Raw genomic sequence first — 25768 nt, forward strand, 5'->3', positions numbered from 1 at the left:
AAGAAAGGGAAGACAGACATGAACATCCTGCCCACCGGCATCGAAGAACAGATCAAGCGCGTCGACCGCCAGCGGAGCCTCTACATCGGGATCAGCACCGGCCTCCTTGCGGTCTGGAGCTTTTACCGGCTGATCTGGACGCTCTACCTCGCAATGACGTTCGGCTGGTTCTTTGGGTCGATGGCCTTCTCGCTGGTGCTGTGGGGCGTGGTCGGCACCGTCGCGGGGCTCACCTCCTATGGCTTCCTGACCCGCTACTCACGAGGGTCTTGACGTCGAGCCACGAAAAGCTCCGAACCCGCCCAAGGTTCGGAGCTTTTCGCTGTGCTGCCTAGAGTTGGATCCAGGCCGACTTGGTCTTCATGTACATGTCGATGCCCTCTTTGCCGAACTCGTGGCCCCAGCCGGATTGCTTGTGGCCGCCGAACGGCACGTCGTGGTCGAAGACCAACTGGCAGTTCACCTGGACGCTGCCGGCGTGCAGGCGCTTGAGCATCCGGTGGGCCCGGCCGACATCCTGCGTCCAGGCGGTGGCCGCCAGGCCGTACGTGGTGTCGTTGGCCATCGCGACGGCCTCGTCCTCGTCGTCGAACGGCAGGATGGTGACGACGGGCCCGAAGATCTCCTGCTGGTAGAGCCGCATGCCCGGGTCGACGTTGGTGAGCACCGTCGGGTGCACGAAGTAGCCCTTGCGATCCAGCCGGTAGCCGCCGGTGACCACCTCGACGCCGTCGCTGCGGCCCTCGTCGATGAAGCCCATGACGCGGTTCAGCTGCTTCTGGCTGATCAGCGGGCCGCTGACGCAGCCCTCCTCGCTGGGGGCGCCGAGCTTGAACGTATTCGCCATCATGGCAACGCCTTCCACGACGCGGTCGTACACGCCGCGCTGGGCGAATATCCGCGATCCGCAGACACAGCCCTGGCCGGAATGCACGAAGATGCCCAGCGATGCCATCAGGAGCGCCTTGTCCATGTCGGCGTCGTCGAAGATCAGCACCGGCGACTTCCCGCCGAGTTCGAGCGTGACCTTCTTCAGGTTGCCGGCCGACGCCCGCACGATCTCCTTGCCGATTTCGGTCGACCCGGTGAAGGCGACCTTCTCGACGTCGGGGTGCGCGGTGATCGCCGCTCCCGCGGTGTGGCCGTAGCCCGTCAGCAGGTTGGCGACCCCCTCGGGGACACCCGCTTCGTGGATCAGCTGGTCGAGCAGCAGCGCCGAAAGTGGTGTCTCTTCAGCGGGTTTGACGAGCACGCTGCAGCCCGCGGCGAGCGCAGGTGCGAGCTTGGCGCTCGCATTGAAGATCGGCCCGTTCCACGGGAAGATCAGGCCCACTACGCCGTAGGGCTCCTTCAACGTGTAGGCGTGCATGTCGACGAAGGAGTCCGTCGCGATGCCGTCGGTCTTCACGTCGTACGCGACGCCGTTGATCTTCGAACACCAGCCGGCGTAGTAGCGGAAGAACTCCGAAACGGTGGACATCTGCAGCGTTGCCTGCATGAGCGGCATGCCGGTGTTGAGCGAATCGAGCTGAGCGAATTCGTCGGCATGCTCGTCGATCAGGTCCGCGATCCGCCACATGACCTTGGCCCGCTCGCGACCCGGCAGCTGGGACCAGACGCCCGACTCGAAGGAGGCCTTCGCCCGGGCGGCGGCCTCGTCGACCGCTTCCGGCCCGCAGTCGGTGAACTCGGTTATCGGCTCTTCGGTTGTGGGATCGATGACTTGAATGACATCGCCCGATCCCGGACGCTTGCGAATATCGTCCAATACCGCCTGCAGAGTCATCCGATCCCTTCCATAAAACCCGTACTCAAGCCATGCGTTCGACGAACGTCGAGTGCTGAGCACTTGCTTAGCATCACGGGCGCTGCGCGGTCAAGGACGTCTTCTCCCAAGCCGCCACAACGCGTCGACGGTGGGCGAGTTTGATAGAGGCATGGCGTGCTGTGAATTCCCTGCTGTGGCCGAGGGCTGCGATGGCGCCTTCACCGTTGACTCGTCGCGGATCACGTTCGGGCGGGGCTGTCTGGCGGAAGTGGGCGAACGCGCCGCCGCGCTGGGGATGCGACGGGTGGCCCTGTTCTCCGATGTGGACGTGGCAGGACTGGCCGTCTTCGCCGTGGCCCGGGACTCGCTGCTGGCCGCCGGCCTGGACGTCGTCGGTTACACCGACGTGCACGTCGAGCCCACCGACGTGTCGTTCGCCGACGCGGCGCGGTTCGCGCAGGAGGCACAGCCCGACGGCTACGTGTCGTTGGGCGGGGGCTCCGTCATCGATACGTGCAAGGCCGCCAACCTGTTCGCCAGCTATCCCGCGGACCTGCTCACCTATGTCAACGCGCCGATCGGCGAGGCCAAACCCATCCCCGGGCCGCTCAAGCCGCACATCGCCTGCCCCACCACCGCCGGCACCGGCAGTGAGGTCACCGGCATCGCGATCTTCGACCTGCTGTCGTTGGCGGCGAAGACCGGCATCGCATCGCACGCGTTGCGCCCCACCGAGGCGCTGGTCGACCCCGACTGCACGGCCACTCTGCCCGCGGGGGTCGTGGCCGCCGCCGGTCTGGATGTGCTGTCGCACGCCCTGGAGTCCTACACCGCGCGACCCTACGTCCATCGCCCGGCTCCCGCGCGGCCCAGCCTGCGTCCGATGAGTCAGGGCGCAAACCCGTGGAGCGACCTGGGCTGCCGGGAGGCGCTGCGCGTGCTGGGCCAGAACCTCGAGACCGCGGTGCACGACGCCGCGGACAGCGCGGCCCGCGAGCAGATGATGTGGGCCGCGACGCTGGCCGGCATCGCCTTCGGCAACGCGGGCGTGCACGCGCCGCACGGCATGGCCTATGCGGTTGCGGGGCTGGTGCGCGACTTCCACCCCTCGGGCTACCCGCCGGGTGAACCGCTGGTGCCGCACGGCATGTCCGTCATCGTCAATGCGCCCGCGGTGTTCCGCTTCACCGCACAGGTCAGCCCGCAGCGGCACCTGGAGGCGGCCCGCCTGCTGGGGGCTGACGCGGACGACGCCGATCTCGACGACGCGGGCGAAGTGCTTGCGGCCGAACTCATCCGCATCATGCGTGCGGTGCACATCCCCAACGGACTGAGCGGCGTGGGCTACACCGAGAGCGACATCACGGCGCTCACCGAAGGCGCCTTTCCCCAGCAGCGGCTGCTGCAGAACGCCCCGCGCGAGATGACCAAACCCGTTCTGGCCGAGCTGTTTCGCAATGCGCTGCGCTACTGGTAATTACCTTCTGCCGCAACAGGATTCAGGAGCTGACCAGCTCCGGGTGAAACTTGGCCGCCATCCGTCGAAAGCCGTCGCGCCAATCAACCGTGGCGCCGCCGATGAGTTCACGCATCCGTGCCGAGTCGGTGGGATTGCCGCGCAGCGCCTGCTCGCTCTCCTCGAACACCGGCTCCTTGCCGACCAGCGACCCGAGATAGCCGCACCACTCCTGCAGGCTCACCGCCTGATCGCCGCACCAGTTGAGCGTGGTCGCCGGGACCGACGCCGCCTCCAGCAGCTTCGGAATGGTCGCGATGATGTCGTCTTCGTGAATCGGGTTGTAGCGGGCCGGGACGCCGGGCGGGACGGGAATCGGGACCCCGGCCAGCATCATCTCCATGTGGTAGACCGCCCCCCCGCCGTTGTCGCCGTACGGGACGTTGAGGCGGGCGATGGGGGGGGGCAGATCGAGGACGCGCGACATCGTCCGGGCGACGACTTCGCCGGCGATCTTGGAGATGGAATAGGTGGGGAATAACGGCTTGTGGTTGTCGCCCAGCGCCGCGTGCTCGGCGCGGGGCTCGTCGTCCGGCGGGTCGTAGACCGCTCCAGACGAGCAGTGCAGAAACGCTTTCGCGCTGCGGCAGTGCGCCATCAGCAAACCGACGGACTCGGCATTGGCGGCCAGGTCTTTGTCCCAGTCGCCGCTCTTGGCGACCGCCAGGTTGATGACGTAGTCGAAATCGTCGGGAAGGCCGGTGAAGTCACCGGCCGCCAGGTTGACGGTCTCGCAGTGCACCCCCGCTTTCTCGAGGCGTTCTCGTGCTGCGGGGTTGGTGAACCGGGCAATGCCCCACACCTCGTTCTCGGCCGCCAGGGCCTCGGCGACGGGAGTGGCAACCTGGCCAGTCGGACCGGTGATCAAGATCTTGGAGCCGCGCATCCGCTGATGGTATGCGACGGCCGCGTGGCCGTCGGCCAGTTCGATGACTTACTATCTGCGTATGCATGCAGATAGCTGTACATCTCACGCGTATGCGCATGGTGACGACCACCCGCATGGTCATGAGCACGGCGACGACCATTCGCATGGTCATCAGCATCGGCACGGGCTGCGCGGGGCCGTCAAGGAGATCTTCGCGCCGCATTCCCACGATGTCGCCGACAGTGTCGACGATGCCCTGGAATCCAGCGCTGCCGGGATCCGTGCGGTCAAGATCAGCCTGCTGGTCCTCGGGCTGACCGCAGTCGCCCAGATCGTGGTCGTGCTCGTCTCCGGGTCGGTGGCATTGGCCGCCGATACCATCCACAATTTCTCCGATGCCCTGACCGCGGTTCCGCTGTGGATCGCGTTCGCGCTGAGCACCAAGGCGGCTACCCGCCGCTACAACTACGGGCTGGGTCGTGCCGAGGACCTGGCCGGCTTGTTCGTGGTCGCGATGATCGCGCTGTCGGCGATCGTCGCCGGGTACGAAGCAGTCATGCGCCTGATCCACCCCGAGCCGGTTACCCATCTCGGCTGGCTGGCACTGGCCGGCCTGATCGGCTTTGTCGGCAACGAATGGGTGGCTTTCTATCGCATCAAGGTCGGTCGCCGCGTCGGCTCCGCGGCGTTGGTCGCCGACGGGCTACACGCTCGCACCGACGGATTCACTTCCCTGGCAGTGTTGTTCGCCGCCGGCGGTACCGCGCTTGGATTCCCGCTGGCCGACCCCATTATCGGCCTGGTCATCACTGTCGCGATTCTGGCGGTGCTGCGCACCGCGGCGCGCGACGTGTTCCGCCGATTGCTTGACGGGGTGGATCCGGCGATGGTCGACATCGCCGAGCGAACGCTGGCCGCTCATCCGGGGGTCCAGGCGGTACGCAGCGTGCGGATGCGCTGGATCGGGCATCGCCTGCACGCCGACGCCGAGCTGGATGTCGACCCCGGTCTGAATCTGGCCCAGGCGCATCACATCGCGCACGACGCCGAACACGAACTCACCCACGCCGTCCCGAAACTCGCCAGCGCCTTGATACACGCCTATCCCGCTGCGCACTGATATTCATCCCCCCGTCATCGGATCGGCGTAGTGTCCGCAGGTCATGGCCGATGCGATCCGCTACGTCGAGGCGAATGGGCTGCGATTCGCCTACCTCGAGGAGGGCTCCGGTCCCCTGGTGCTGCTGCTGCACGGGTTCCCCGACACCGCGCACACCTGGGACGACCTTCGCCCGCGAATCGCCGCAGCCGGATATCGTGCGGTCAGTCCATTCATGCGCGGGTATCACCCCAGCGGGATTCCGGATCGCGACGCCGATCAAGAAACGCTGGCGCATGATCCGCTTGCGTTGATCGAAGCCCTGGGTGCCGACGACGCCGTTGTGATCGGTCACGATTTCGGCGCGACGACCGCTTACGGCGCGGCAGCGCTGGGGCCCGATCGGGTCAAAAAGCTGTTCGCTATTGCCATTCCGCATCCCGGGGCGCTGAAGCCAACATTGAAGAAACTCTGGGGTGTTCGCCACTTCGCCGCCTATAAGTTGCCGGGTGCGCCAAACCGATTCGCGCGCAACGACTTCGCTGCACTACCCGCAATTTGTCGGCGCTGGTCGCCGGCCTGGCAACCCGACCCGGCGGAGTTCGATGCCGTCCGGGCCAGTTTCTCGAACCGGGCGAGCCTGAACGCGGCATTCGGCTATTACCGAAAGCTCTCCCCCATCCCCAGTACTTCGCTGAAGACGCGGATCACCGTGCCAACCGTGGTCTTTGCCGGGCTTGATGATCCGATCGCCGAACCGTCGGACTACCGGGGCGCCACCCGGATGTTCACGAACGACTACGTCGTCGAGGAGGTCCCGGGTGGGCACTTCATGCACCGGGAGCACCCCGAGATCTTCGCCGAGCGGCTGTTGAGCCATCTGTGAGGTGCGGTCGATAAAAGTGAATCCAGCTGCCTTGAGCCTCGGTAGAATCGAGGCATCCGCCTGGCACAGCTGCACCCGACTCGACGGCGGTAGTCCCTAGGAGCAGGACGCAATATGACATCTATGTCGCACGATCCGGCCGCTGCGGTCATCGGGGCGCAATTGATCGCAATGAGTACCGCCGCGGTCGCTGACAGCGCCGCGATGGCGCCGGCGATCACTGCCCTGGTCCCCGCGGGAGCCGAGGAGATCTCGATCGGAGCGTCGATGGCGTTTGCCGCCGCAGCCGAATCGGCGATCGCCTTTCACAACGCGGCGCAGCAGGAGCTCGCGCGCGCCGGTGCGGCCCTGGTCGATATCGCCCGCATGTACGCCCAGACCGATGCGACGGCGGCCAGCGCTTTGGAAGCCAACGCCATGCAGACCAGCCTCATCGAAGCGGCTGGATTCGCGAGCACCGCCAGCGGCAAGCTGCTGCGCTCCGAGGCGCTTCCGGGCGCGGCGGGCACGGCGGCCCGCACGCCGCTGATGGCCAATCTGGTCGAGGGCGCGGTGGCGGCGCCGGCCGCGGTGGCGGCGCCGGCTGCTGCTGCTGCTGCTGCGACTCCCGCGGCGGCGACTCCCACAGCGGCCACCATTTCCGGCCTTTCCGGCGCAGCGTCCACGGTGCTGGGTGCCGCGAGCACGCCGTTGAGCTCGCTAAGTTCGCTGACCTCGATGGGCGGCTCCATGGGCGGGGCGGCCGGCGGCAGCGCCGCGGCGGTGCCGGCGTCGTTGACGGACAAGGAAGAACCAGTCGCCGACGACCCGGGAGCTCAGAAGACCGGTGACGGGCTGGTCTGACAGGTCCTGCGTGGGCGGCGCTACAGCCCCGGCTGGTCGTCGATGATGCCCAACCAGATCTGTGCGGCGTCGATGGCCACCTTCTCGCTGATGAAGGCGTGCTGAGTTCCGGTGTAGATGTCGCGGAAGGCCCGCTCCAGGCGGCTGCCCTCGCGGATCGACGTAGTTCCCGCGGCCAGGTGGGCCCATTCCGCGCAGTTGCGGGCGATGTCGGTCGCGTAGACGGCCGCCACCCGCATGTCGGCGCGCAACGCCGGGGTGAGGTCTTCCCCCGCGGCGACGGCGGCCTCGGCCGTGGTGAACGCGTCGAGCACCAGCAGGCGCGCGGCGCGCCAGGCGGCGCGGTGGTGCGCAAGCCCCTTCTGGAACGTCGGGCGACTGGCCAGTGACGCCATGTCACTCATCCGGAATTTCGTGGCGGCCAGTTCCTGAACATCGTCGAGCATGCTCTTGGCCACGCCCAGCGCCCACGATGCGTGACCGGCCGCGGTAACAGGCATCATCCCCATCCGCGTGGCCGGCGACGTACCGCGGTGTGGCGTGCGCGTGAACAGTTCGAAGGTGCGGCTTCGCGGCACGAAAAGGTCGTTGACGCCGTAGTCGTAGGAGCCGGTTGCCTTGAGCCCCTGGACGTGCCAGCCGTCGTTGAAGCTGACCTGCGCGCGGGGCAGCACCGCCACGTGCATCTCGGGCAGCCCCTCGCTGATCCAGCGCATCTCGCCGTTGTCGATGGGCAGGAATCCCGCCGCGATGTATTCGGAATGACCGGTGCCCGAACCGAAGCTCCACGCCCCGTTCAGCAGGTAGCCGCCGTCGACGACCGTCCCCTGCCCGTTGGGAAAGAATTGGCCGCCCATGGTGACGCGGTTGTCGTTGGCCGTGAACACCTCGGCGAAGCCTTCGTCGGACAGATACGCCGCGGCGGCGAACGAAGACGGCAGGTTGGCGATGCCGACCCAGCCGAATGAGCCATCCTGCCAAGCCATTTCGATCCAGGTCTCGATCATCTGGGTGAAGGACGGCTCGACACCGCCGGCCGCGACGGGATTGAATGATTGCATCAACCCGCTGGACCACATTTCGTCGACGACCGCGGGTGTGAGTGTGCGAATGCGTTCGCATTCCGCGGCTTCGGCCGCCACCAGGTCTCGCATGCCGCGAGCCAGGGAAACGATCCGGTCATCCGTCTCGGCTATCGACGTCATTGGCGCTTCTCCATCATTGGTGCGCGACATCAGCGGGAACACTGACACCGGTGACCGTATCAATTACTCAAACGCGCTAAGTATCGAATCGCGAGTTATGAACTGGAAGGGTTTTCAGACCTCATGCTGAACACCGTTACCTCAATCGTCGTCGCTGTCCTGGGCATCCACATCGTCGACAAATTCGCGTTTTTCGCACTGCCGTACCGTCGGCGCCGCGCCATGCTCGACAAGCAATACGGCGACAAGCCTTCGGCGACCACGGTGTCCGATTGGGTGCTGATGGCGTTCACGGTGGCGCTTGCCGCGCTGCTGTTGTGGCGCGGCGTCCAGGCGGCGTCCTTCCTCGGTGGGTTGTGGATCGGCGCGACCCTTATCCAGTTGTACTTCCACCGCTTTCACCGTCCAGTGGCCCCGGACCGCGCCGCTCCCCCGCAGACATCCCCGCTCAAGGAGATGTCGTATGCCATCCAGGATGCCCCGTGGCGTCCCTGGCCCCAATTGCTGACGCTGACCGTCCTGGTGGTGTTCGGCCTCGTGTTGATGTGGTGAAAGTGCTTGCCGGACAGCTACCCTGCGGCCGTTCCGGCGATGATGGCTCTACCGTGGACGGGTGCGGTGGATCGTCGACGGTATGAATGTCATCGGCAGTCGCCCCGACGGCTGGTGGAAGGACCGGGGCGGCGCGATGGCCACACTGGTGGAGAGGCTGGATCGATGGGCGTCAATGCATGCAGAAGGGGTGACGGTGGTCTTTGAGCGGCCGACCGCCATCACGTCGTCGACAATCGAGATCGCGCATGCGCCGAAGGCAGGGGTGAACTCCGCGGACGACGAGATCGTGCGGCTGGTGCAGGCCGACGCCCATGCGGACGACATTCGGGTGGTGACATCGGACAGAACGCTGGCCGACCGGGTGCGCGGTCTCGGTGCGTCGGTCGTGCCCGCGGAACGCTTCCGCGCCCTCGTCGATCCGCGCGACCGATGAACGCCGGCGCGGTCAACCGGGTCTGCGAACTCGCGCGGATCGATATCCCGATCGTCCAGGCGCCGATGACCTATATCGCGGGCGCCCAGCTTGCCGCGGCGGTGTCCAATGCCGGCGCGTTGGGGATCATCGAGACGACCTCGGCGCAGGGGCGAGCCGACCTACACCGCGTGCGCGACCTCACCCGCGGTTCGGTTGGCGCAAACATCGCACTGCTGTTCAACCGTGATCCGGTAGTCGTGGATTTGCTTGTCGCCAACGACATTCGGTTCGTGACCACCTCGGCCGGTGATCCCTCGCTCTTCACCGACCGGCTGCACGATGCGGGCATCACGGTGTTCCACGTGGTGGGCACGCTCGCGGCGGCCCAAAAGGCCGTCGACGCCGGAGTCGACGGGCTGGTGGTCGAGGGCGTCGAAGGCGGCGGTTTCAAGAACCGCTTCGGGGCGTCGACGATGGTGCTGTTGCCCCTGGTTGCCGCTCATGTCGACGTGCCGATCGTGGCGGCCGGCGGCATCTGCGACGCGCGCTCCATGGCGGCAGCCCTGGTGCTCGGCGCCGACGGCGTGCAAATGGGCACCCGCTTGCTGGCCTCGGCGGATTCACCGGTACACGGCAATCTCAAACAGGCAGTGGTCCACGCCGACGAAACAGACACCGTGCTGCTGCCCCTCGACGGCAAGCGGATGATGCGGGTCATTCGGACGCAAGCTGCCGAAAAGATCGATGGTGCAAGGTCTTTCGAAGATGGTGGCGCGGCGCTACAACGGGTGCAACGGCTGTACTTCGATGGCGACATGGATGCCAGCGTCGCCAACACCGGTCAAGTCGCGGGCCGGATCGACGCCATCCTGCCTGCCGCCGACATCATCAAACAGATGTGGACCGGCTGCCGCGAGGTGCTGGCCGCCACTGCGCAGCGACTCGAGGCCGACTAGCCACTGGGATGGGTATTGACGTCGAATTCGACGTTGTCACCGGTGATCTTGGTGATCTTCATGTTGGCGACGTATGCCTTGCCCTCGGGCCCGGTGAAGTGGCAGTCGAACTGCTGGCCGACTTTGGCCTCCACCCCGTCGGGGCAGTGCACATCGTTGGGGTGAAAACCGGTCTGCTTGGACACGACGTCGACGACCGACTGCGCCGCCCCGTCGGGTTTGACGGTCGGCTTGCTGCTGCAGCCGGCCGACAGAACAGTCATTCCGCTGACGATCACGGCCGCCGCCGCAACCCGGGCGCTACGCATCATTGCGCGGTCACTCCTTGTGTCTGCCGGGCCGCAGGCTAACCCAGCTGGAATCGCCAGGCTAACACGGGCCGGACTCACCGCCACAGCTCAGACCCGATAAAAGCCGTGTGGTGCAAACGAATGCAGTCGTTCGGCGGCAACCCCGAGTGCGGCCGGTTAAAGTACCGCCGATGGCTCACAGATATCTCGCGGGCGCCGCGTGGCCCGCCGTCGTCGCGACCGCCGTCGGTGTGGCTATCGGGTCGACACCGCTCGCAGGTGCCGACCGGCCGCAGCCGGCCCCGCTCTACGGCGCCTACGACACCTTCCTCGACCACGCGCAGCAGACGTTCAACGGCCAGCCGCGAGCGTCGGAGCCGTCGATCCAGCCTGCCGACTTCACCACCAACTGCGACGCCTCGGGCTGCGTCGCGCACTGGTTGCTGGCCGGCCGGCTGGCCGACAATCCGAATGCGCCCACGCTGTTCGACTACCAGTGGGCCACCGACCGCTGGGTGTCGAGCTCGGACTACCCGTTCCACTGCGACGACCACAGCACGGTGGCGACCCTGCGCTCCGATTTCCTGCTGCCCAACGGCGACGGAAGTTTCCACGGCGAGCGGACTTTCACCGTCGGGGCGCCCGGATGTCCCGGAGACGGCCCGGGCGTCTACTGGCTGCCGTTCACGCTGACGCCGACCGGAGGCTGACGGTCAGCCCAGTGCGGACAGCGCGGCGTCGTAATCGGGCTCCTCGGCGATCTCCGGCACCAGCTGGGTGTAGGCCACGTTGCCGTCGGCGCCGATGACCACGACGGAGCGGCCCAGCAGCCCGGCCATCGGTCCGTCGGCGATCGTGATGCCGTAGTCCTCGCCGAAGCTGTCCCGGAACGCCGACGCTGTGGTGACGTTCTCGATGCCCTCCGCGCCGCAGAATCGCTTCTGCGCGAACGGCAGATCCTTAGACACGTTCACCACGGTCGCACCGCTGCCGGCGGCGCGCTCGTTGAATTTCCGCACGCTCGTCGCACAGACCGGCGTGTCCACGGACGGGAAGATGTTCAGCAACACGGACTTGCCGGCGAACTGCTCGCTGCTGACCGGGCTCAGGTCGGAGCCGGTCAAGCTGAACGCTGGGGCTTTAGATCCGACGGCAGGAAGCTCGCCGACAGTGTTGATCGGGTTTCCACGCAAGGTTATCTGTGCCATGGGCACAGTCTGCCAAGGCCGACCGGGCGGCTTTAGGTCAGGTCCGATGTCCTAATTGGTGGGATGCCCGGCGTAGACGACATGGGTGGGCTTGGCCAACACTGGATCCATGGCTCGCAAGGTGGTCATCGTCGGCTTTCCCGGCGTGCAGGCACTTGATGTGGTGGGGCCGCACGACGTGTTCACCGGCGCATCGCTGCTGACCGACGGCGGATACGACGTGGTCGTCGGGTCGATCGACGGGAGTCCGGTTGCCACCCCGACCGGTCTGGCGTTTCTTGCGGCGCCACTGCCGGATCCCCGCGACGGCATCGACACCGTCGTGTTGCCCGGCGGCGCCGTCGATGACGCACGGTCGAACCCCGACCTGATCGTCTGGATCAAAACCGTCGCCCGCACGGCACGCCGCTTTGTCACCGTCTGCACCGGCGCCTTCCTCGCGGCCGAGGCCGGGCTGCTCGACGGGTGCCGGGTGACCACGCACTGGGCCTTTGCCGATCGGTTGGCCCGCGAGTTCCCGGCCATCGACGTCGATCCCGATCCCATCTTCGTCCGCAGCTCGGACACGATATGGACGGCCGCGGGCGTCACCGCGGGCATTGACCTCGCGCTGTCGCTCGTCGAAGACGACCACGGCACCGAGGTCGCCCAAACCGTCGCCCGGTGGCTGGTGCTGCATCTGCGCCGCCCCGGCGGGCAGACCCAGTTCGCGGCCCCGGTGTGGGTGCCCCGCGCCAAACGCATCTGCATCCGCGAGGTGCAGGAGGCCATCGAGTCCGAACCGGGCGGCGTGCACAGCATCGGCGAGCTGGCCCGCCGGGCGACGATGAGTCCGCGGCATTTCACCCGCGTATTCACCGACGAGGTCGGTGAGGCGCCCGGCCATTATGTGGAACGCATCCGCACCGAAGCCGCGCGCCGCCAGTTGGAGGAGACCGACGACACCGTTGTCGCGATTGCCGCGCGCTGCGGTTTCGGCACGGCAGAAACCATGCGGCGCAACTTCATTCGCCGAGTCGGTATTTCGCCAGACCAATATCGCAAGGCCTTTGCTTAGTTGAAGCCTAACCAGAAAGGGACGACACCGATGACCCAGATCGCGTTTGTGGCCTACCCCGGATTAACTGCGCTGGACATGATCGGGCCGTACGAGGTGCTGCGCAACCTGCCGGACGCCGAGGTGCGGTTCGTGTGGCATGAAGCCGGACCGGTCACCGCCGATTCCGGTGTGCTGGTGATCGGCGCGACGCATTCACTTGCCGAAACACCTTCGCCCGACGTGATTCTCGTGCCGGGCGGCCCGTCGACCCCGGTGCACGCACGCGACGATGCGCTGCTGGACTGGTTGCGTCATGCACATCGCACCGCCCGCTGGACGACGTCGGTGTGTTCGGGCTCGGTGATCCTGGCCGCCGCCGGCCTGCTCGAGGGCAGGCGCGCGACGTCGCACTGGCTGGCCATCCCGTTGTTGCAAGGATTCGGCGCCGTCCCGGTGGCCGACGAGCGGATCGTGTGTCAAGGCGACATCGTCACCAGCGCGGGCGTGTCCGCCGGGCTTGACCTAGCGCTGTGGCTGGCCGGCGAGATCGGCGGCGAGGGCCGGGCGAAGGCGATCCAGCTCGCGATCGAATACGACCCGCACCCGCCGTTCGACTCCGGCCACATGTCGAAGGCCTCCGCGACCACGAAAGCCGCTGCGACCGCGCTGCTTTCGAAGGACAGCGCCAAGCCGGCGAACCTGAAGGCCACCACGATGCTGGCCTGGGAGCAGGCGCTCACGGCGGTCCGGTCACGGCGACGAAAGTGGTTGTTGGTGGGGTGATCAGGCTGAGGCGCCGCACCAGCGCCCTCGTTGTCAAGCTGCCCGAACGCAGGGTCAAAGAACTCCTTCAGGGCGGTGACGCCGAGCCCTTCGCTCCGTCGGGTCGGCCCTTTCGCGAATGGGCCGCCATCGGATCTTCCCGACCAGAGAGCTGGTCCTCATTTCTCAAAGAGGCCCTGGCATTCGCTGGGGCTCAGTAGGGTTCAAGCAGGCCGAGGATCTTAGAATTCTGCTCGAGGGACGAACCGGACGAAGGGCAAGCGCTGTCCAACCGCGCGGAAGTCTGCGTCTGACCCGTCAACTGCGAATCCCAGTAGGTGCGGAAGCGCGTACCTGGCCGCCGCGCGATGCCGTGACCCGTACCGTACGAAGACTTGTCCTCCCTCCTCTGGGTCGAGCGGCACGGCCGTAACCGGTACCGTTCGCGTGCCCACCTGGATGGTGACGTCGGGCGCATGGCGGACGTTGCGGTACCACGCGGCGGTGGATCCCCACCCTGACGCGACGACATAGCCGTCGCCGTCACGTTCGGCAACTTCGAGGACGGTCTGTCGGGGCTTGCCGGAGACGCATCCGGTGTGGTTGAGCAGCAGAAGCCGTCTTCCGAACAGCCACCCAAGCTTGAGTCGATAGAGGTAGATAGGAATCCGGAGAACGAATCGGGTGAATCCGGCCGGTGGCTGAATCGTCTTGACAACCTTCATCATTGGCTACCTTCCAGCGAGATCCTTCGCCCGTGTGCAGTGATCCCGGCTATCGGCACACCGAACAAAAACGGCACAGTAGGTAAGCAACATTATTGCACAGGGATACTATCGCCCCACAGGTTTATTTGGGACGGAGCGGCCGAAAGTGCCAAGGCGCGCACCGGGTCGGCGCTTCGGGCTAGGCGCCTGCCTGCAGGATCTCCGTCGACTCCAGCTGACCGCCCGCCTGCAGCCACGCACCCACCACACCGGGCGCATCCCGGTTCGGGTTGTAAATGTCTTCCTCGCTGGAGAAGAGCCCGTCACCCGCGTACACGAGGCGGGTCCAGTTCGGGAACCAGAATGGCTCACCGTTGGGGTCGGTCGGGTGGTCCAGCAGATTCTTGATCATGATGACGACAGCGTCATTGTCGTCATCGTAGGCAATCCAGTCGCTAGGGAAACGCATGTGCGGAAATGGGGCCATGACCGCGACGATCCAGTCGCGCACCGCCTCGCGCCCGTGGAATACGCCGTAGTGGTGCTCGGTATAGACGACGTCTTCGGTGAACAGATCGGCAAAAGGGCGCCAGTCGCCCGACGAGCTGCACCCTTCCGCGACGGTGGTGTAGTGCGCGACGGCTTGCTCAATTTCGGCCCTGGTGAATTTGCCCATGACGGACACACTAGAACGTGTTTCGGTTATGCGTGACTCGTCTGGATGGGGATATCGAATGAGTGTCTTGGACTTGTTTGACTTGCGCGGCAAGACGGCTCTGGTCACTGGGGCGTCCAGCGGCATCGGCAAAAAAGTGGCTGAGGCCTACCTACAGGCCGGTGCTCAGGTAGCCATCGCCGCGCGGCATTCCGAGGTGTTGGACGAGGTCGCGAACGAACTCCGCTCCGCCGGTGGCCGGGTCGTGCCGGTGCGCTGCGACGTGACCCAGCAAGACCAGGTGACCGCCATGCTGGACCAGGTGATCGCGGAATTGGGCGGCATTGACATCGCCGTCTGCAACGCCGGGATCATCTCGGTCACGCCGATGCTGGACATGTCGGTGGACGAATTCCAGAAAATCCAAAACACCAATGTGACAGGCGTATTCCTCACCGCCCAGGCCGCGGCACGGGCGATGGTCGACCAGGGTAACGGCGGCGTCATCATCAACACCGCATCGATGTCCGGCCACATCATCAACACCCCGCAGCAGGTCAGCCACTACTGCGCCTCGAAGGCGTCGGTCATCCACCTGACCAAGGCCATGGCCGTCGAGCTCGCGCCGCACCGGATCCGGGTCAACAGCGTCAGCCCCGGCTACATCCTCACCGAACTCGTCGAGCCCTATGCCGACTACCACCGGCTGTGGGAGCCCAAGATTCCTCTGGGCCGCATCGGCCGGCCCGACGAACTCACCGGCCTCTACCTGTTCCTGGCCAGCGAGGCGTCGAGCTACATGACCGGATCCGATGTGGTGATCGACGGCGGATACAGCTGCCCGTGATTCAACGGACGATGCAGGGGCGGCCGAAACGAGTTCGCACACCGGGTGAATAGAGAGCGCGCAGTCGATCGCCGGCGGGCCGCACCGCGCCGGCACCGATCAGCTCGTCGCTGAACTCGGCGACACTCGCGGCCCGCAAGGGCCACGGGCCGTGCTCATTGGGCACCCACCACGTCCGGCCGGCCTTACGCGTGTGCGCGCCCCATCGAGCGGTCAGCCAGACCTCCAGCGGGGTCGGTTCAACCGCCTCGCGCACCGCGATCGTCAACAGGCTGCGCAGGCCCCGCCGCGGCCACCGGCGCATGCTGTCATACGTGATGTGGTCACCGTGGCGGATCAGTCGCATCCTCGCCCAGGTGTAGGGCACGCCGAGGCCGAGGCGGACGACGGGCACCACGGCCAGGCGGGCCGTCTCCAACGACCGGAACAAAACGCCGTGCCGGCCGGCGTCATCGATGGAGTACAGCCGGACGTTGGTCTCCAGGAAGCTGCCAAAGTATGGAAGTGGCAGCGCGGAGCCAACTTTGGTGCTGGTCATGACGAACGGCACCAACCCGACGTAGGTCATCCCGTCGGCGAAGACGTCCGGACGGGTTCCGGGCGGGTACAGGTCCGCGACCGTCTCCGACCGCACCGGCCAGTGCAGGAACGTCAGATCGCTCCAGCGTTGATCGACGGTAACCGGGCCGGGCAGCGGCGGCGCGGTGACCGGAAATTCCGTGAGGTCCGCGCCGGGACTCGGTTCGGCCGGCAGATCGGGTGTCGACATCCGCGGTACGCCCTTATCCCTCGATCTGACCGGACATTCCCCGCTCGATGCTGGCCTGCGTCGCGGACGGCAACACGATGAGGCCACGTAGTTCTTTACCGGCCAGGTCGTAGGCGCTCTGCCGTTCCTGCGGTGCGGCCGCGGAGTCCGACGCCACCCGCAACAGGCTCTGGGCCCGCGCGATCCGCTGTTGGTCGGTCCGGGAGAAGTCGCTGCGCCGCCGTCGCGTCGCCTCGGTCTCGGCGATGTCGAATGCGGTGACGTAGTCGGCAACCGCGGCCAGATATCGTTCGGCGGCGTCGCGGTCGTCGAGCAGGTCTTCGGCTTTGATGGGGCGCAAAAGGTCGGCGCGAAGCTTGGCTTTGTGGAAGTCGACCGTGAGCGGATCACGCATGTCGGTCATGAGCGGGAAGTCGAGCAGTTTGGCGAAGTCGAGTTCGTAGTCGAGCCATCGTTCGTCGGTCCGGTTGTGCTCAGCGATGACGCGTCTCAGCGACCGCCACTGCGCGGCCTGATTGTGCTCGGAGTCGCCCGGAAGCTCGGTCACCGACTCCGGCGTTCGCGCCCGATCGTCGTCGGCGTGCTGGACCTGGCGCCTGTTGGCGCCGAACGCGCGCATCACCGCGATGGCCGCGCCCGCCAGCGGCAGGATCACGATCAGAAGCTCCAATAGCCGGATCACCACACCCACATGGCCAGGATGCCAGTTCGGCGGCCGACTAAGGCGCGCCGAACGCGCCACCCAGGTACTGGGCGCGGCAGGCCACGCGGGCCAGCTTGCCGCTGGTAGTGCGCGGGATTGCCCCGGCAGGCAGAAAACGCACGTCGAACACCGTCAGGCCGTGTCGATGCGGCACCGCGGCCCGGATCGCCTCGATCGCCGGCTGCGGATCGTCGCGACTGGTGCCCGCCGCACGTTCGGCGATGATCACCAGACGCGGGCTCCCGGCAGCGGCGTCAGCCGACGCTTCGTCGGCCGGTACCGCGAACGCCGTGACGTATCCGCGCCGCACCATCGGCGTCGCCTCCGCGGCGGTGGCCTCGATGTCCTGCGGATAGTAGTGACGATCGTCGATGACTATCAGATCCGCGATCCGGCCGGCGATGTAGAGCTCCCCGTCGAGATACGTCGCCAAATCGCCGGTCCGCAACCAGGTTCGGTCGGGCTTCGAGCCCTCGGCGTGACTACCTTCCCGGAGCCGCGATCGCAGCGTGGCGCCGAACGTCAGCCGGGTTTCTTCGGGCCGTCCCCAGTAGCCCCGGCCGACGTTGTCACCCTGCAACCACACCTCGCCGATCGCGCCATCGGCGAGTTCGGCGCCGGTATCCGGGTCGACGATCACTGCCGACAGGCTGCGAGCAATCCGCCCGCACGATACGTGCGCGACCGCGTTGGGCGCACCCGCGGCGACGCGCACCGCGTGACCGGCGCTCAATTGTTCTCGGTCGAAGTACGCAACGCTGGCCACGGCGTCGTGGTCGATGGTGGCGATCATCAGGGTCGCCTCGGCGATCCCGTAGGACGGTTTGAACGCGGTACGCGGCAACCCGTAGGGCGCGAACGCCTTGTTGAAGGCCGTCATCGCGTCGATGCTGACCGGCTCGGAACCGATGATCAGCACGACGTTGCTCAGGTCGACGTCGTCACCGGGCGCGGGCAGGCCGCGCTGTGCGGTCCATTCGTACGCGAAGTTCGGTGCGGCGGTGACCACTCGCCCTTCTCGAGACCCGGCGGCCAGCGCCTGAATCCACCGCTGGGGCCGGCGGACAAACGCGGTCGGTGACATCAGGGTGGAATGTCCGCCGTAGACGGCCGGAAAGCCGATCATCGACAGGCCCATGTCGTGATACAGCGGTAACCAGCTGACGCCGTGGGTGTTTCGGTTCAGCAGGTCGATCGACAGAATCATCTGCACCAGGTTGGTGCCGACGGCCCGGTGGGTGATCTCCACACCGGCCGGAGGCCGGGTCGCGCCCGAGGTGTACTGCAGGTGAGAAACCTGATCGACGCCCAACTCGACGGGGGCGAATCGCTCGCCCTCGGAGTCGGGTATCTGATCGATGACGACGACGTGCGGCCGTCGCAACCGGGGGACGCCGTCGAGAAAGCTCTCGACCGAGTCCTTCGCGGCCGCGGTGGTGAGAACGGCGGTGGGCTCGGAATCGAGAAGCGCCGTCTCTAGTCGTTCGGCGTGACCCGGCAGTTCCGGCGCGAACAACGGGACGGCGATGGTCCCGGCCTTGATCGCCGCGTAGAAGCCGGCGACGTAGTCGATGCCCTGAGGCGCGAGGATCGCCACCCGGTCGCCATCGCCGGCGAACTTCTGCACTCGCGCGCCGATGGCTTGTAACCGGACGCCGAGTTGGGCCCAGGTCACTTCCAGGACATGCCCCTCAGAGCGGGCGTGCTCCAGGTAGCGGTACGCCGTCGCGTCGCCGACATTCGCCACGTTGCGCTGAATGAGAGATATCAGCGTGGTGCCCGGCGGCAAGGCGATATTGCCGGTGGCATCCAGGCAATCCTCGATCAGTAGCAGGCCTTTTGGAGCCGCGGAGTCCTGTCGGGAGCCGTAATCCATAGGCGCCAGTCTAGGTCCCGGGCATTACCGCCCCTCGGTTTGCGCCGTCCACTAGAGTCCGAGCGGAATCATCGCGTCGGCGTCAAGGAGCATCCGTGAACGCTGGTGAGCATGACGTCGAGAGCCGCGACGATGCGCTGGCCCGGGTGCTGGTTTACCGCGAGCGCGGGCGGGCCAGGGCGATGCCGATTCGGCTGGCCCTGGCCGTGGTCGGAGTCGTGCTGCTGGTCGTGTCGGTCCCAATGATCGTGGCGCTCCCCGAGTTAGGGATCCCCGCGCTACTGGTCGCCCTCCGCCTGTTGGCGGTCGAAGCCGATTGGGCCGCGCGCGCATACGCGTGGACCGACTGGCGCTTCTCGCAGATGCAGCACTGGTTCCACCGTCAAACGCGACTTGTCCGCGCGGCCATTGTGATTGGACTGCTGGGCGTGGCCGTGGCACTGGTGTGGCTGATCGTCGTCGAATTCGTCTGACATTGGGCCTTGGCCGGCTACATCCAGACTTTCGCTATCGACTCGGCTAGCGCCTCTGCGACCTGGTCGTCGGTGTTGCAGCTCACCGCTACCGACGTCAGTCGGTCCTTGCTGACGCGAAACGCCGCGACGAATCCGAGCCAAGCACCGTCGTGGTCGAGCGAGCCGTCCGGCCTGATGTAGATACCGGCGCCGTAGTGGACGGGAATGCCCGGTCCGATTTCTACCGCCCCCGCAAGCTGCGCCTCGAGCAGCTTGGGACCGCCGACGCGACCGGTGCGATAGTTGTCCGCCCATTGAACCAGTTGGCTGGGTGTGGTCTGGATGGCGCCGTCGCCGACCTGCTCCCAAGCGGAGCTTGCCGCGTGGTATCCCTCGCTACCGCCGTTATACGAGACTGCCTTATGCGGAATCTGGCCGACCGGATCCATCACCATGGCCAGATCGAGCGGGCGAAAGATGTTGTCGCTGAGGAACTGTGGCAGTGGCGTTCCGGACACCCGATGGACGATTTCGCCGAGCAGCACATAGTTGGAGTTGGAGTAGGCGAATCGCTCGCCCGGTTTGGAATTCAGCTGCGGAACTGCCGCCAGCGCCTGCAGGGCCTGGTCCTCGGTGGCGCGCTCGGTGACCTGGATCCCGTGATCGATGAGTATGTCGACGTAATCGGGAATGCCGCTGGTTTGGTGCATCAATTGGGCGATAGAGACCGTGGCGGCCCAGCCCGGGAACCCGGACACGTATTTGGAGAGGGGGTCGCCCAGAGTCAGCTTCCCGGCCTGGGCAAGCAGCAGGATGGCGGTGGCGGTGAACTGCTTGGACACCGAGCCGATGTCGAAAACGGTTTCGGTGGTGATCTCCTCGGCGGTCACCAGGTCGGCCAGGCCACGCACGCCAGCCCAAACCACGTTGCCCTGGGACCCTACCGCCGCCGAGCAGCCCGGCCCACCAGCCTTGACCGCGTCGTCCAGCACGCGCTGACTGTTGGCCCTCAACGTCGTGATTTTGTCCGCTGCGACACTGCTGTTCGTTGTGTTCGCCGGCGGGTCCGAGGCGGGCGTAGCCGCTGGTCTATTGCACCCGCCGAGTGCGAGCACGATCGCGAACAAAGCGCCCCACCGTCGTCGCCGCAACTCACCATGTCCTTTGAACACCACAGACGAACACGAAACAATGTGTCCGCCAGATTCTTTCATGACCCCTCAGAATTGGCTGGAAATCATCCCCGACATCCGCGTCCGTTCCCGCAAATACGATGTCAGGCCTCGGTCGGTAATAGCCGTCCCACGCACACGGAGAGTATGCCTGTGACGCGGCAGAAGTGTGCCGCATTCGCGCGCCCAGGGTCCTTTTGTCGGAAAATCCGAACTCGGGGCCGCGACCGGCCGGACGGCCCGTCAGCCTGCGCGGTAGGGTACGCGCAGTTCCGTTGAGGGCCATTCCTACGGTGTGGGGAGTTGAGCATGTCGGGTCGGAAATTTTCGTTCGAGATCAACCGGACCAGTAGCGCGCCCGCGGCCACTTTGTTCAGGCTCGTGACCGACGGCGCCAACTGGTCGGACTGGGCCAAACCATTGGTCATTCAATCGAGTTGGGCGCGGCAGGGCAATCCCGCGCCGGCAGGCGTCGGCGCTGTTCGCAAGATTGGCATGTGGCCGTTCCTGGTGCAGGAAGAGACCGTCGAGTACGAGCAGGATCGCCGGCACGTCTACAAGCTGATCGGGCCCCAATCGCCGGCCAAGGACTACGTCTCCGAGGTGGTGTTCACGCCGAACGCGGCGGGTGGCACCGACATCCACTGGGCCGGATCGTTCAATGAGGGTGTGCGCGGCACCGGCCCGTTCATGCGAGCGGCGTTGGGCGGCGCGGTCCGGTTGTTTGCGGACAAGCTGGTGAAGACGGCCGAACGCGAGTCCAGCTGACGATTGGCCTGTCGCGCAACGGGTTTCACTGTACCGCGGCCTGCTGCCGTTATTGGCTTGGCTGACAAGCTGTTTCACACGGTGCATTACGGCCGCACCACGTGACCGCCAGAACCAGCGATTACGGATTGCCGGCCTGTTCCTGGACTTGCTGACCCTGTAACTCGTCTTGTAGGGCCTGCTGCTGGGCGGCTTCGTTCTGCTCTTCGGCCTGTTGTTCGGCCTGCTGCATCTCCTGTTGCGCGAGCTGTTGCTGCAGCTGAGCTTGGTCGCTACCGTCGTCGGCCGCCCACCCACCGCTGCCGATCAGGCCCGGCGGAGTCTGGGGCACCAGCGAAGCAATCGACACGTCGGTCAGGCGCACCGATCCGCCAGTTGTATCTGGGCGCGCCGCGTTGAAGAACACGAGCATCGCGATGGCCGCTGCCGCGGCGAAAATGAGTTGCAGGATGCGCAATTGCGGACGGCGGGCTGCGCGGAGTTGAGGGGTCATACATCAGGTTTGCGCCCCGTCGCTAGCGATCACCTGGGGATTGCCTGGCCCACGGTTATGAAATCACCCGCTGTCATCAGGGACTCACTCTTGTCGGGTCCACCGGCAGACTATTAAGCTTGGCTAAGTGTATGACGTGGTCATCGCGGGAGCTGGTCCCAACGGGCTGATGCTGGCCGGCGAATTGGGACTGGCCGGAATCAGGCCGGTGGTGCTGGATCCGATGCCGGGGCCAAATCCGCTACGGCGCGCCAACGGTGTTATCGGGCAAGGTGTTCGGATCCTCGACCATCGTGGTTTGTACGGTCAGATCGCCGGCACATCGGAGCAGCCGCAAGTCAATCCACGCGCGATGTTCGCGGCCTTTCCGCTTGACCTTGCGGTGGTGCCGAATCCGCAGCTGTTCCTGCTGCCCGTTCAGCAGCCCAGGCTTGTGCAGGCGCTTGCGGATCGGGCCGGCGAATACGACGTCGACATCCGCTGGGGCCACACGCTCGCAGGTTTCGATCAGGACGCGGACGGCGTCACGGTACACATCACGGGACCCGACGGTGCCTATCAGCTGAGGACCAATTACCTGGTCGGCGCCGACGGCGGCACCAGCCCGACCCGCAAGCTGGCCGGGATCGATTTCCCCGGCATGTCGTCGTACGACACGGTAGTCCGGATGGCATTAGACGTCGTGCCCCCCGACGAATGGCTCGGCCCGGTCAGCGCGGGGTTGGACATACCCGGCTTTGGCCGGGTGCCGCCGTTGAAGTTCCATCGGGGCGATCAAGGCGTCTTCGCCTTCGGCGCACTCGGGGACCGCGCAGCGGTGCTCGTGTTCGAGCTGGACACGGCGGCGCGTGAAGAACCTCGCGACGATCATGTCGACGAGCCGTCCATGAGCCTGGCCGAACTCGAGGCCAGCGCCAAACGCGTGCTGGGCGTCGACATGCCGCTGCGGCCCGTATTGCCGGACGCGCCAAAGGATCTGCGCCGCTTCTCCGGGATCAACTCGAGGATCGCCTCGCGATATTAGGTGGGCCGCGTCATCCTGGTCGGCGACGCCGCGCACGTGCACTCCCCGATGGGCGGCCCGGGCCTCAACCTGGGTTTGCAAGACGCGGTGAACCTCGGCTGGAAGCTGGCGGCCGTCGTCAGCGGACGCGTCGAGCCGGCTCTGCTGGCCACCTACGAAGCGGAGCGCCGGCCCGCGGCCGAGCGGGTCATCATGCACAGCCGGGCCCAGCTGGCGTTGGTGCGGCCCGGCCCTGAAGTCACGGCGCTGCGCGAATTGTTGTCGGAACTGCTCACCGCGCCCGACACGGTTCGCCGCCTCACCGACCTGATATCCGGCGCCGAAAACCGCTACCTCACCGGCCCCGATCCCCATCCGTTGGCCGGGCACTGGGTGCCCGACTTCGCGGTGGAAAACGCCGACGGCACCCGGCGGGTCGCGGAGCTTGCCCGCACCGGGCGGCCGCTGCTGCTCGATCTCACCAAGCGCGGCGAGGTCGCGGCGGCGCTGGCCGACGTCGCCGACCGGCTGACCGTCGCTGCCGGTCGCCCGAACGGCGAGGTCGCGGCGACGGCGCTGCTGGTGCGCCCAGACGGTTATGTGGCATGGGCGTCATCGGCGGCCAAGCCCGAAATCGCCGAATTGCGAGGAGCGCTCGCGCGGTGGTTCGGAGTGCAAACAGCTATTTAGAGCCATTTTCTTGGTAATCCTGCACAACGGTTAATTCGCCTCCAGCGTTCTGAGCAGCGCAAACGTCACGCAAAAAAGAAACGCTGGCGTCTACAAGATTGGAATCGGCCCGTTCGGGTATTTAATTAGCGTGGTTAAAAATAATTTACGTTTGGCGGCAATGACTTTCGCATTGGCCGCTGGCTTGGGGCTGGCGGGGCTGGGCGTTGCAGCTGATGCTCAAGCCCAGCCAGGGCCCTTCCCGCAGTGGTGCCCGGGTGATTTTTGGGACCCGGGCTGGGGCAACAATTGGGATGGCGGGGGTTGCCACGACAACTGGCGCGGCTACGGACCCAACCCCTATTACGGGCATTCCGGTGGTCCTGGCGATCATGGCGGATATGGCGACCATGGCGATCATGGTGGTCCTGGCGATCATGGTGGATTTGATGGGCCAGGTGGTCCCGGTGATCATGGCGGTCATCGCTGATCGCTGTAGTCACCAACTGACAGAGTTGATTTGAGTAGGTGCGCCCTGCCGACGAGGTTTCGGCAGGGCGCAGCCGTGTTGACGCGGACTCTCGGTGAAGCACCAGATCAGACGGGCTTAGATCCGACTTCGTCCTGATACTTCTTGGTCATGTACTCGACCGCCTGATTCTGCGACTCCGCGAGGCCCTCCCGGGCGTCGCTGGCGCGCGCGGCGGCATCCAGCGTGGGCTGCGCCTGACCCTGGAAATGCGGCATCACTTCGGCGGCGAACAATTCGGCGGACCGCTTGGTTGCCGCGGGATTGGCCCACTCATGGCCCATCTGCAGCATGCAGCCGAACCCGCCGGATTGATCCCACATCCGCTGCACCTGCGCCCGCGCCCGCTCGGGCGTGCCGATCACACCCGCACCGTTCTCGTTGATGACGTCGATCATCTCGTCGATCTGCTCGCCCGGCATGGTCATCTGTGGGAACGCCGCCACCTTCTGGAAGTAGCGGAACCAGGGCTCGAGGCCGAACTTCACGTCTTCGCGGGCTTGCTTGTCTGTTTCGGCGACATGGAACGGGCCGACCAGGCTCCAGTTCTTGCGATCGACCGTGGTGCCGAACGCCGCCGCGCGCTCTTCGACGATGTCCCAGTGGTACTGCAGCGCATTGAAGCCTTCCAGGATCAGCGTCGCCCCGATGGACAGCAGGCCGATGCCGTGCTTGCCGGCCAGCCGCGCGCCCGTCGGCGAGGCGACGGCCGCCACCGCCAGCGGGACACCCCCGTCGGAGTACGGGGAGAGTTGCAGCTTGGCGTTGTGCAGCTCGTGCGTCGGGGTCTTGGCGCTCACGGTCTCCCCCGCCAGCAGCCGTACCACGATGTCGAGGTTGGTCTCCAGCAACTCACGGGTGTCGGTGGGCGTCAGGCCGATCATCGAGGAGTCGGTAGGCAGCGAGCCGGGTCCGACGCCGCCGATCACCCGGCCGTGGGTCAGGTGATCGAGCATCATCAAACGGTCGGCGACCCAGAGCGGGTTGTGGTAGGCCAGCGAGATGACGCCCGTGCAGAGCTTGATCCACTTGGTCCGCTCGGCGGCTGCGGCGATGAAGATCTCCGGTGAGGCGATGAGTTCGCTTCCCGCCGAGTGATGTTCGCCGATCCAGGCCTCGTCGAAGCCCAGGGCGTCGAGGTGCTGGACGAATTCCAGGTCGCGCTGCAGGGCGAGTGTCGGGTTGGTGCCCGCGCGGTGGAATGGAGCGATGAAATACCCGAACCTGAGCTTCGCCATTGAAGGTCCCTTTGCAGTCGCGTTGGGGAGAACAATAACTCAACGCGGTGAGGACTTGGCCAGTTCGAGGGTCACCAGAAATTGCTCAGCCGATGGGGCCAGATCGACATGGCCCCATCGGCTAGGGAGCAAAGCGTGGTTGTGCCGTGCGTTACGAGGCGTCGACGAAACAGCGAATTAGTTGCCGCCGCAGACGTTGCCGATGCAGCCGCCGCCACCGCCGGGCCCGCCGCCGCCTCCGCCGATACCTGGGATGCTGCCGCTGCCACCGCCCGGTCCGCCCCCGCCGGTCGGGCCACCGGGGACCCACCCGGGACGCTGCCGCCACCCCCGCCGGGGCCGCCACCACCGGTGGGGGACGGCGCGACACTGGAGGTTGTTGTCGACGTGGTGGTGGGCGTGGTGCTGCCGCTCGGGCCTTTACCGCTGCTGCCGCATCCCACGGCGAAAAACAGCATTACCGCCGCACCGAAA

General features: G+C 66.1%; 30 protein-coding genes and 1 pseudogene. 18 read left to right on the forward strand and 13 right to left on the reverse strand.

Annotation, left to right across the window (positions count from 1 at the left end; genetic code table 11):
• Positions 1-18: 18 nt before the first annotated feature.
• Positions 19-273, forward strand: coding sequence for a hypothetical protein (locus tag MNAB215_RS23665; RefSeq protein ID WP_077080953.1), 255 nt, complete (start codon positions 19-21; stop codon positions 271-273).
• Positions 274-331: 58 nt separating this feature from the next.
• Here MNAB215_RS23665 and MNAB215_RS23670 read toward each other — a convergent pair whose 3' ends face one another.
• The gene (locus MNAB215_RS23670) at positions 332-1786 is read right to left on the reverse strand and encodes an aldehyde dehydrogenase family protein (RefSeq protein WP_077080954.1); all 1455 of its coding nucleotides are present in this window, start codon (positions 1784-1786) and stop codon (positions 332-334) included.
• Between the two features lie 175 nt (positions 1787-1961).
• Between MNAB215_RS23670 and MNAB215_RS23675 the strand changes: the two genes are divergently transcribed.
• Positions 1962-3245 (forward strand): hydroxyacid-oxoacid transhydrogenase, encoded by a 1284-nt coding sequence (locus tag MNAB215_RS23675; protein WP_245830388.1) that lies wholly within the window; start codon positions 1962-1964, stop codon positions 3243-3245.
• 22 nt (positions 3246-3267) lie between these two features.
• On the opposite strand, the gene MNAB215_RS23680 is transcribed toward MNAB215_RS23675, so the two are convergent.
• The gene (locus MNAB215_RS23680; RefSeq protein ID WP_077080956.1) at positions 3268-4170 is read right to left on the reverse strand and encodes an NAD-dependent epimerase/dehydratase family protein; all 903 of its coding nucleotides are present in this window, start codon (positions 4168-4170) and stop codon (positions 3268-3270) included.
• A 61-nt stretch (positions 4171-4231) separates the two neighbouring features.
• Between MNAB215_RS23680 and MNAB215_RS23685 the strand changes: the two genes are divergently transcribed.
• From MNAB215_RS23685 to MNAB215_RS23695, 3 genes are all read left to right on the forward strand, one after another.
• Positions 4232-5272, forward strand: coding sequence for a cation diffusion facilitator family transporter (locus MNAB215_RS23685; RefSeq protein ID WP_108637690.1), 1041 nt, complete (start codon positions 4232-4234; stop codon positions 5270-5272).
• Between the two features lie 43 nt (positions 5273-5315).
• A complete protein-coding gene (locus tag MNAB215_RS23690) occupies positions 5316-6137 on the forward strand; it encodes an alpha/beta fold hydrolase (protein WP_077080957.1) in 822 nt (273 codons plus the stop codon).
• Between the two features lie 123 nt (positions 6138-6260).
• Positions 6261-6980 carry a PE domain-containing protein gene (locus MNAB215_RS23695; RefSeq protein ID WP_245830389.1) on the forward strand — a complete coding sequence of 240 codons (720 nt, stop codon included), beginning with the start codon at positions 6261-6263 and terminating at the stop codon, positions 6978-6980.
• 20 nt (positions 6981-7000) lie between these two features.
• Here MNAB215_RS23695 and MNAB215_RS23700 read toward each other — a convergent pair whose 3' ends face one another.
• A complete protein-coding gene (locus MNAB215_RS23700) occupies positions 7001-8185 on the reverse strand; it encodes an acyl-CoA dehydrogenase family protein (protein ID WP_077082277.1) in 1185 nt (394 codons plus the stop codon).
• Positions 8186-8308: 123 nt separating this feature from the next.
• Between MNAB215_RS23700 and MNAB215_RS23705 the strand changes: the two genes are divergently transcribed.
• The 3 genes from MNAB215_RS23705 (at position 8309) to MNAB215_RS23715 (ending at position 10111) form a co-directional block, all read left to right on the forward strand.
• Positions 8309-8737, forward strand: a complete 429-nt coding sequence (locus MNAB215_RS23705; protein ID WP_077080959.1) for a hypothetical protein — start codon at positions 8309-8311, stop codon at positions 8735-8737.
• Positions 8738-8798: 61 nt separating this feature from the next.
• Positions 8799-9173 (forward strand): NYN domain-containing protein, encoded by a 375-nt coding sequence (locus tag MNAB215_RS23710; RefSeq protein ID WP_077080960.1) that lies wholly within the window; start codon positions 8799-8801, stop codon positions 9171-9173.
• Positions 9170-10111, forward strand: coding sequence for an NAD(P)H-dependent flavin oxidoreductase (locus tag MNAB215_RS23715; protein WP_077080961.1), 942 nt, complete (start codon positions 9170-9172; stop codon positions 10109-10111). The genes MNAB215_RS23710 and MNAB215_RS23715 overlap by 4 nt, the downstream gene beginning before the upstream one ends.
• Here the strand turns inward: MNAB215_RS23715 and MNAB215_RS23720 are convergent.
• The gene (locus tag MNAB215_RS23720; protein WP_245830390.1) at positions 10108-10422 is read right to left on the reverse strand and encodes a DUF4333 domain-containing protein; all 315 of its coding nucleotides are present in this window, start codon (positions 10420-10422) and stop codon (positions 10108-10110) included. The genes MNAB215_RS23715 and MNAB215_RS23720 overlap by 4 nt on opposite strands.
• A gap of 170 nt (positions 10423-10592) precedes the next feature.
• Between MNAB215_RS23720 and MNAB215_RS23725 the strand changes: the two genes are divergently transcribed.
• Entirely contained in the window at positions 10593-11111 is a 519-nt protein-coding gene (locus MNAB215_RS23725; protein WP_077080962.1) for an MBOE_33420 family protein, read from the forward strand.
• Between the two features lie 3 nt (positions 11112-11114).
• On the opposite strand, the gene tpx is transcribed toward MNAB215_RS23725, so the two are convergent.
• Positions 11115-11609, reverse strand: a complete 495-nt coding sequence (gene tpx, locus MNAB215_RS23730; RefSeq protein ID WP_077080963.1) for a thiol peroxidase — start codon at positions 11607-11609, stop codon at positions 11115-11117.
• Positions 11610-11718: 109 nt separating this feature from the next.
• Here tpx and MNAB215_RS23735 point away from each other — a divergent pair, with 109 nt between their 5' ends.
• Both MNAB215_RS23735 and MNAB215_RS23740 read left to right on the forward strand, forming a co-directional pair.
• Positions 11719-12666, forward strand: coding sequence for a GlxA family transcriptional regulator (locus MNAB215_RS23735; RefSeq protein ID WP_077082279.1), 948 nt, complete (start codon positions 11719-11721; stop codon positions 12664-12666).
• 30 nt (positions 12667-12696) lie between these two features.
• On the forward strand, positions 12697-13431 hold the full coding sequence (locus MNAB215_RS23740; protein ID WP_077080964.1) for a DJ-1/PfpI family protein: 735 nt from the start codon (positions 12697-12699) through the stop codon (positions 13429-13431).
• Between the two features lie 221 nt (positions 13432-13652).
• Here MNAB215_RS23740 and MNAB215_RS23745 read toward each other — a convergent pair whose 3' ends face one another.
• Together MNAB215_RS23745 and MNAB215_RS23750 are read right to left on the reverse strand one after the other, a co-directional pair.
• Entirely contained in the window at positions 13653-14135 is a 483-nt protein-coding gene (locus MNAB215_RS23745) for a nitroreductase family deazaflavin-dependent oxidoreductase (RefSeq protein WP_077082281.1), read from the reverse strand.
• A 181-nt stretch (positions 14136-14316) separates the two neighbouring features.
• Positions 14317-14793 (reverse strand): nuclear transport factor 2 family protein, encoded by a 477-nt coding sequence (locus MNAB215_RS23750; RefSeq protein ID WP_077080965.1) that lies wholly within the window; start codon positions 14791-14793, stop codon positions 14317-14319.
• 58 nt (positions 14794-14851) lie between these two features.
• Here MNAB215_RS23750 and MNAB215_RS23755 point away from each other — a divergent pair, with 58 nt between their 5' ends.
• Positions 14852-15619, forward strand: a complete 768-nt coding sequence (locus MNAB215_RS23755) for an SDR family oxidoreductase (RefSeq protein ID WP_077080966.1) — start codon at positions 14852-14854, stop codon at positions 15617-15619.
• Position 15620: 1 nt separating this feature from the next.
• Here the strand turns inward: MNAB215_RS23755 and MNAB215_RS23760 are convergent, their stop codons facing one another.
• Genes MNAB215_RS23760 through MNAB215_RS23770 form a run of 3 tightly spaced genes read right to left on the reverse strand, consistent with a single transcriptional unit; the run spans position 15621 to position 18967 of the window.
• Entirely contained in the window at positions 15621-16388 is a 768-nt protein-coding gene (locus tag MNAB215_RS23760; protein ID WP_077080967.1) for a YqjF family protein, read from the reverse strand.
• 13 nt (positions 16389-16401) lie between these two features.
• Complete coding sequence (locus tag MNAB215_RS23765; protein ID WP_077080968.1) at positions 16402-17079, reverse strand: hypothetical protein; 678 nt, start codon at positions 17077-17079, stop codon at positions 16402-16404.
• Between the two features lie 28 nt (positions 17080-17107).
• Entirely contained in the window at positions 17108-18967 is a 1860-nt protein-coding gene (locus MNAB215_RS23770; RefSeq protein ID WP_077080969.1) for a fatty acyl-AMP ligase, read from the reverse strand.
• 95 nt (positions 18968-19062) lie between these two features.
• Between MNAB215_RS23770 and MNAB215_RS23775 the strand changes: the two genes are divergently transcribed.
• Positions 19063-19440 (forward strand): hypothetical protein, encoded by a 378-nt coding sequence (locus tag MNAB215_RS23775; protein ID WP_077080970.1) that lies wholly within the window; start codon positions 19063-19065, stop codon positions 19438-19440.
• 17 nt (positions 19441-19457) lie between these two features.
• Here the strand turns inward: MNAB215_RS23775 and MNAB215_RS23780 are convergent, their stop codons facing one another.
• Positions 19458-20594, reverse strand: a complete 1137-nt coding sequence (locus MNAB215_RS23780; protein WP_342743257.1) for a serine hydrolase domain-containing protein — start codon at positions 20592-20594, stop codon at positions 19458-19460.
• A 309-nt stretch (positions 20595-20903) separates the two neighbouring features.
• Here MNAB215_RS23780 and MNAB215_RS23785 point away from each other — a divergent pair, with 309 nt between their 5' ends.
• Positions 20904-21362, forward strand: coding sequence for an SRPBCC family protein (locus MNAB215_RS23785; protein ID WP_077080971.1), 459 nt, complete (start codon positions 20904-20906; stop codon positions 21360-21362).
• A 121-nt stretch (positions 21363-21483) separates the two neighbouring features.
• Here MNAB215_RS23785 and MNAB215_RS23790 read toward each other — a convergent pair whose 3' ends face one another.
• Complete coding sequence (locus MNAB215_RS23790; RefSeq protein WP_077080972.1) at positions 21484-21855, reverse strand: hypothetical protein; 372 nt, start codon at positions 21853-21855, stop codon at positions 21484-21486.
• 127 nt (positions 21856-21982) lie between these two features.
• Here MNAB215_RS23790 and MNAB215_RS30720 point away from each other — a divergent pair, with 127 nt between their 5' ends.
• The 4 genes and pseudogenes from MNAB215_RS30720 (at position 21983) to MNAB215_RS29850 (ending at position 24051) form a co-directional block, all read left to right on the forward strand.
• Positions 21983-22879: an FAD-dependent monooxygenase gene (locus tag MNAB215_RS30720; RefSeq protein WP_342743240.1), complete on the forward strand. Its 897-nt coding sequence runs from the start codon at positions 21983-21985 to the stop codon at positions 22877-22879.
• Positions 22880-23548 carry an aromatic-ring hydroxylase C-terminal domain-containing protein gene (locus tag MNAB215_RS30725; protein WP_342743241.1) on the forward strand — a complete coding sequence of 223 codons (669 nt, stop codon included), beginning with the start codon at positions 22880-22882 and terminating at the stop codon, positions 23546-23548.
• A gap of 160 nt (positions 23549-23708) precedes the next feature.
• Positions 23709-23849, forward strand: a pseudogene (locus tag MNAB215_RS30890) (Mtp family mycobacterial-type pilin); the annotation flags it as partial.
• Positions 23850-23904: 55 nt separating this feature from the next.
• Positions 23905-24051 carry a hypothetical protein gene (locus MNAB215_RS29850; RefSeq protein ID WP_165691607.1) on the forward strand — a complete coding sequence of 49 codons (147 nt, stop codon included), beginning with the start codon at positions 23905-23907 and terminating at the stop codon, positions 24049-24051.
• 73 nt (positions 24052-24124) lie between these two features.
• Here MNAB215_RS29850 and MNAB215_RS23805 read toward each other — a convergent pair whose 3' ends face one another.
• Positions 24125-25294, reverse strand: coding sequence for an LLM class flavin-dependent oxidoreductase (locus MNAB215_RS23805; protein WP_077080974.1), 1170 nt, complete (start codon positions 25292-25294; stop codon positions 24125-24127).
• Positions 25295-25768: the final 474 nt, after the last annotated feature.

The sequence above is a fragment of the Mycobacterium numidiamassiliense genome (assembly GCF_900157365.1).
In the GTDB taxonomy this organism is placed as follows: Bacteria; Actinomycetota; Actinomycetes; order Mycobacteriales; family Mycobacteriaceae; genus Mycobacterium; species Mycobacterium numidiamassiliense.

What these genes read in the sequence shown, in the direction of transcription:
- MNAB215_RS23665 (WP_077080953.1), top strand. Translation starts at nt 19, where the DNA reads ATGAACATCCTGCCCACCGGCATCGAAGAACAGATCAAGCGCGTCGAC.
- MNAB215_RS23670 (WP_077080954.1), bottom strand. Translation starts at nt 1,786, where the DNA reads ATGACTCTGCAGGCGGTATTGGACGATATTCGCAAGCGTCCGGGATCG.
- MNAB215_RS23680 (WP_077080956.1), bottom strand. Translation starts at nt 4,170, where the DNA reads ATGCGCGGCTCCAAGATCTTGATCACCGGTCCGACTGGCCAGGTTGCC.
- MNAB215_RS23685 (WP_108637690.1), top strand. Translation starts at nt 4,232, where the DNA reads ATGCATGCAGATAGCTGTACATCTCACGCGTATGCGCATGGTGACGAC.
- MNAB215_RS23690 (WP_077080957.1), top strand. Translation starts at nt 5,316, where the DNA reads ATGGCCGATGCGATCCGCTACGTCGAGGCGAATGGGCTGCGATTCGCC.
- MNAB215_RS23695 (WP_245830389.1), top strand. Translation starts at nt 6,261, where the DNA reads ATGTCGCACGATCCGGCCGCTGCGGTCATCGGGGCGCAATTGATCGCA.
- MNAB215_RS23700 (WP_077082277.1), bottom strand. Translation starts at nt 8,185, where the DNA reads ATGACGTCGATAGCCGAGACGGATGACCGGATCGTTTCCCTGGCTCGC.
- MNAB215_RS23705 (WP_077080959.1), top strand. Translation starts at nt 8,309, where the DNA reads ATGCTGAACACCGTTACCTCAATCGTCGTCGCTGTCCTGGGCATCCAC.
- MNAB215_RS23715 (WP_077080961.1), top strand. Translation starts at nt 9,170, where the DNA reads ATGAACGCCGGCGCGGTCAACCGGGTCTGCGAACTCGCGCGGATCGAT.
- MNAB215_RS23720 (WP_245830390.1), bottom strand. Translation starts at nt 10,422, where the DNA reads ATGATGCGTAGCGCCCGGGTTGCGGCGGCGGCCGTGATCGTCAGCGGA.
- MNAB215_RS23725 (WP_077080962.1), top strand. Translation starts at nt 10,593, where the DNA reads ATGGCTCACAGATATCTCGCGGGCGCCGCGTGGCCCGCCGTCGTCGCG.
- tpx (WP_077080963.1), bottom strand. Translation starts at nt 11,609, where the DNA reads ATGGCACAGATAACCTTGCGTGGAAACCCGATCAACACTGTCGGCGAG.
- MNAB215_RS23735 (WP_077082279.1), top strand. Translation starts at nt 11,719, where the DNA reads ATGGCTCGCAAGGTGGTCATCGTCGGCTTTCCCGGCGTGCAGGCACTT.
- MNAB215_RS23740 (WP_077080964.1), top strand. Translation starts at nt 12,697, where the DNA reads ATGACCCAGATCGCGTTTGTGGCCTACCCCGGATTAACTGCGCTGGAC.
- MNAB215_RS23745 (WP_077082281.1), bottom strand. Translation starts at nt 14,135, where the DNA reads ATGAAGGTTGTCAAGACGATTCAGCCACCGGCCGGATTCACCCGATTC.
- MNAB215_RS23750 (WP_077080965.1), bottom strand. Translation starts at nt 14,793, where the DNA reads ATGGGCAAATTCACCAGGGCCGAAATTGAGCAAGCCGTCGCGCACTAC.
- MNAB215_RS23755 (WP_077080966.1), top strand. Translation starts at nt 14,852, where the DNA reads ATGAGTGTCTTGGACTTGTTTGACTTGCGCGGCAAGACGGCTCTGGTC.
- MNAB215_RS23760 (WP_077080967.1), bottom strand. Translation starts at nt 16,388, where the DNA reads ATGTCGACACCCGATCTGCCGGCCGAACCGAGTCCCGGCGCGGACCTC.
- MNAB215_RS23770 (WP_077080969.1), bottom strand. Translation starts at nt 18,967, where the DNA reads ATGGATTACGGCTCCCGACAGGACTCCGCGGCTCCAAAAGGCCTGCTA.
- MNAB215_RS23785 (WP_077080971.1), top strand. Translation starts at nt 20,904, where the DNA reads ATGTCGGGTCGGAAATTTTCGTTCGAGATCAACCGGACCAGTAGCGCG.
- MNAB215_RS23790 (WP_077080972.1), bottom strand. Translation starts at nt 21,855, where the DNA reads ATGACCCCTCAACTCCGCGCAGCCCGCCGTCCGCAATTGCGCATCCTG.
- MNAB215_RS23805 (WP_077080974.1), bottom strand. Translation starts at nt 25,294, where the DNA reads ATGGCGAAGCTCAGGTTCGGGTATTTCATCGCTCCATTCCACCGCGCG.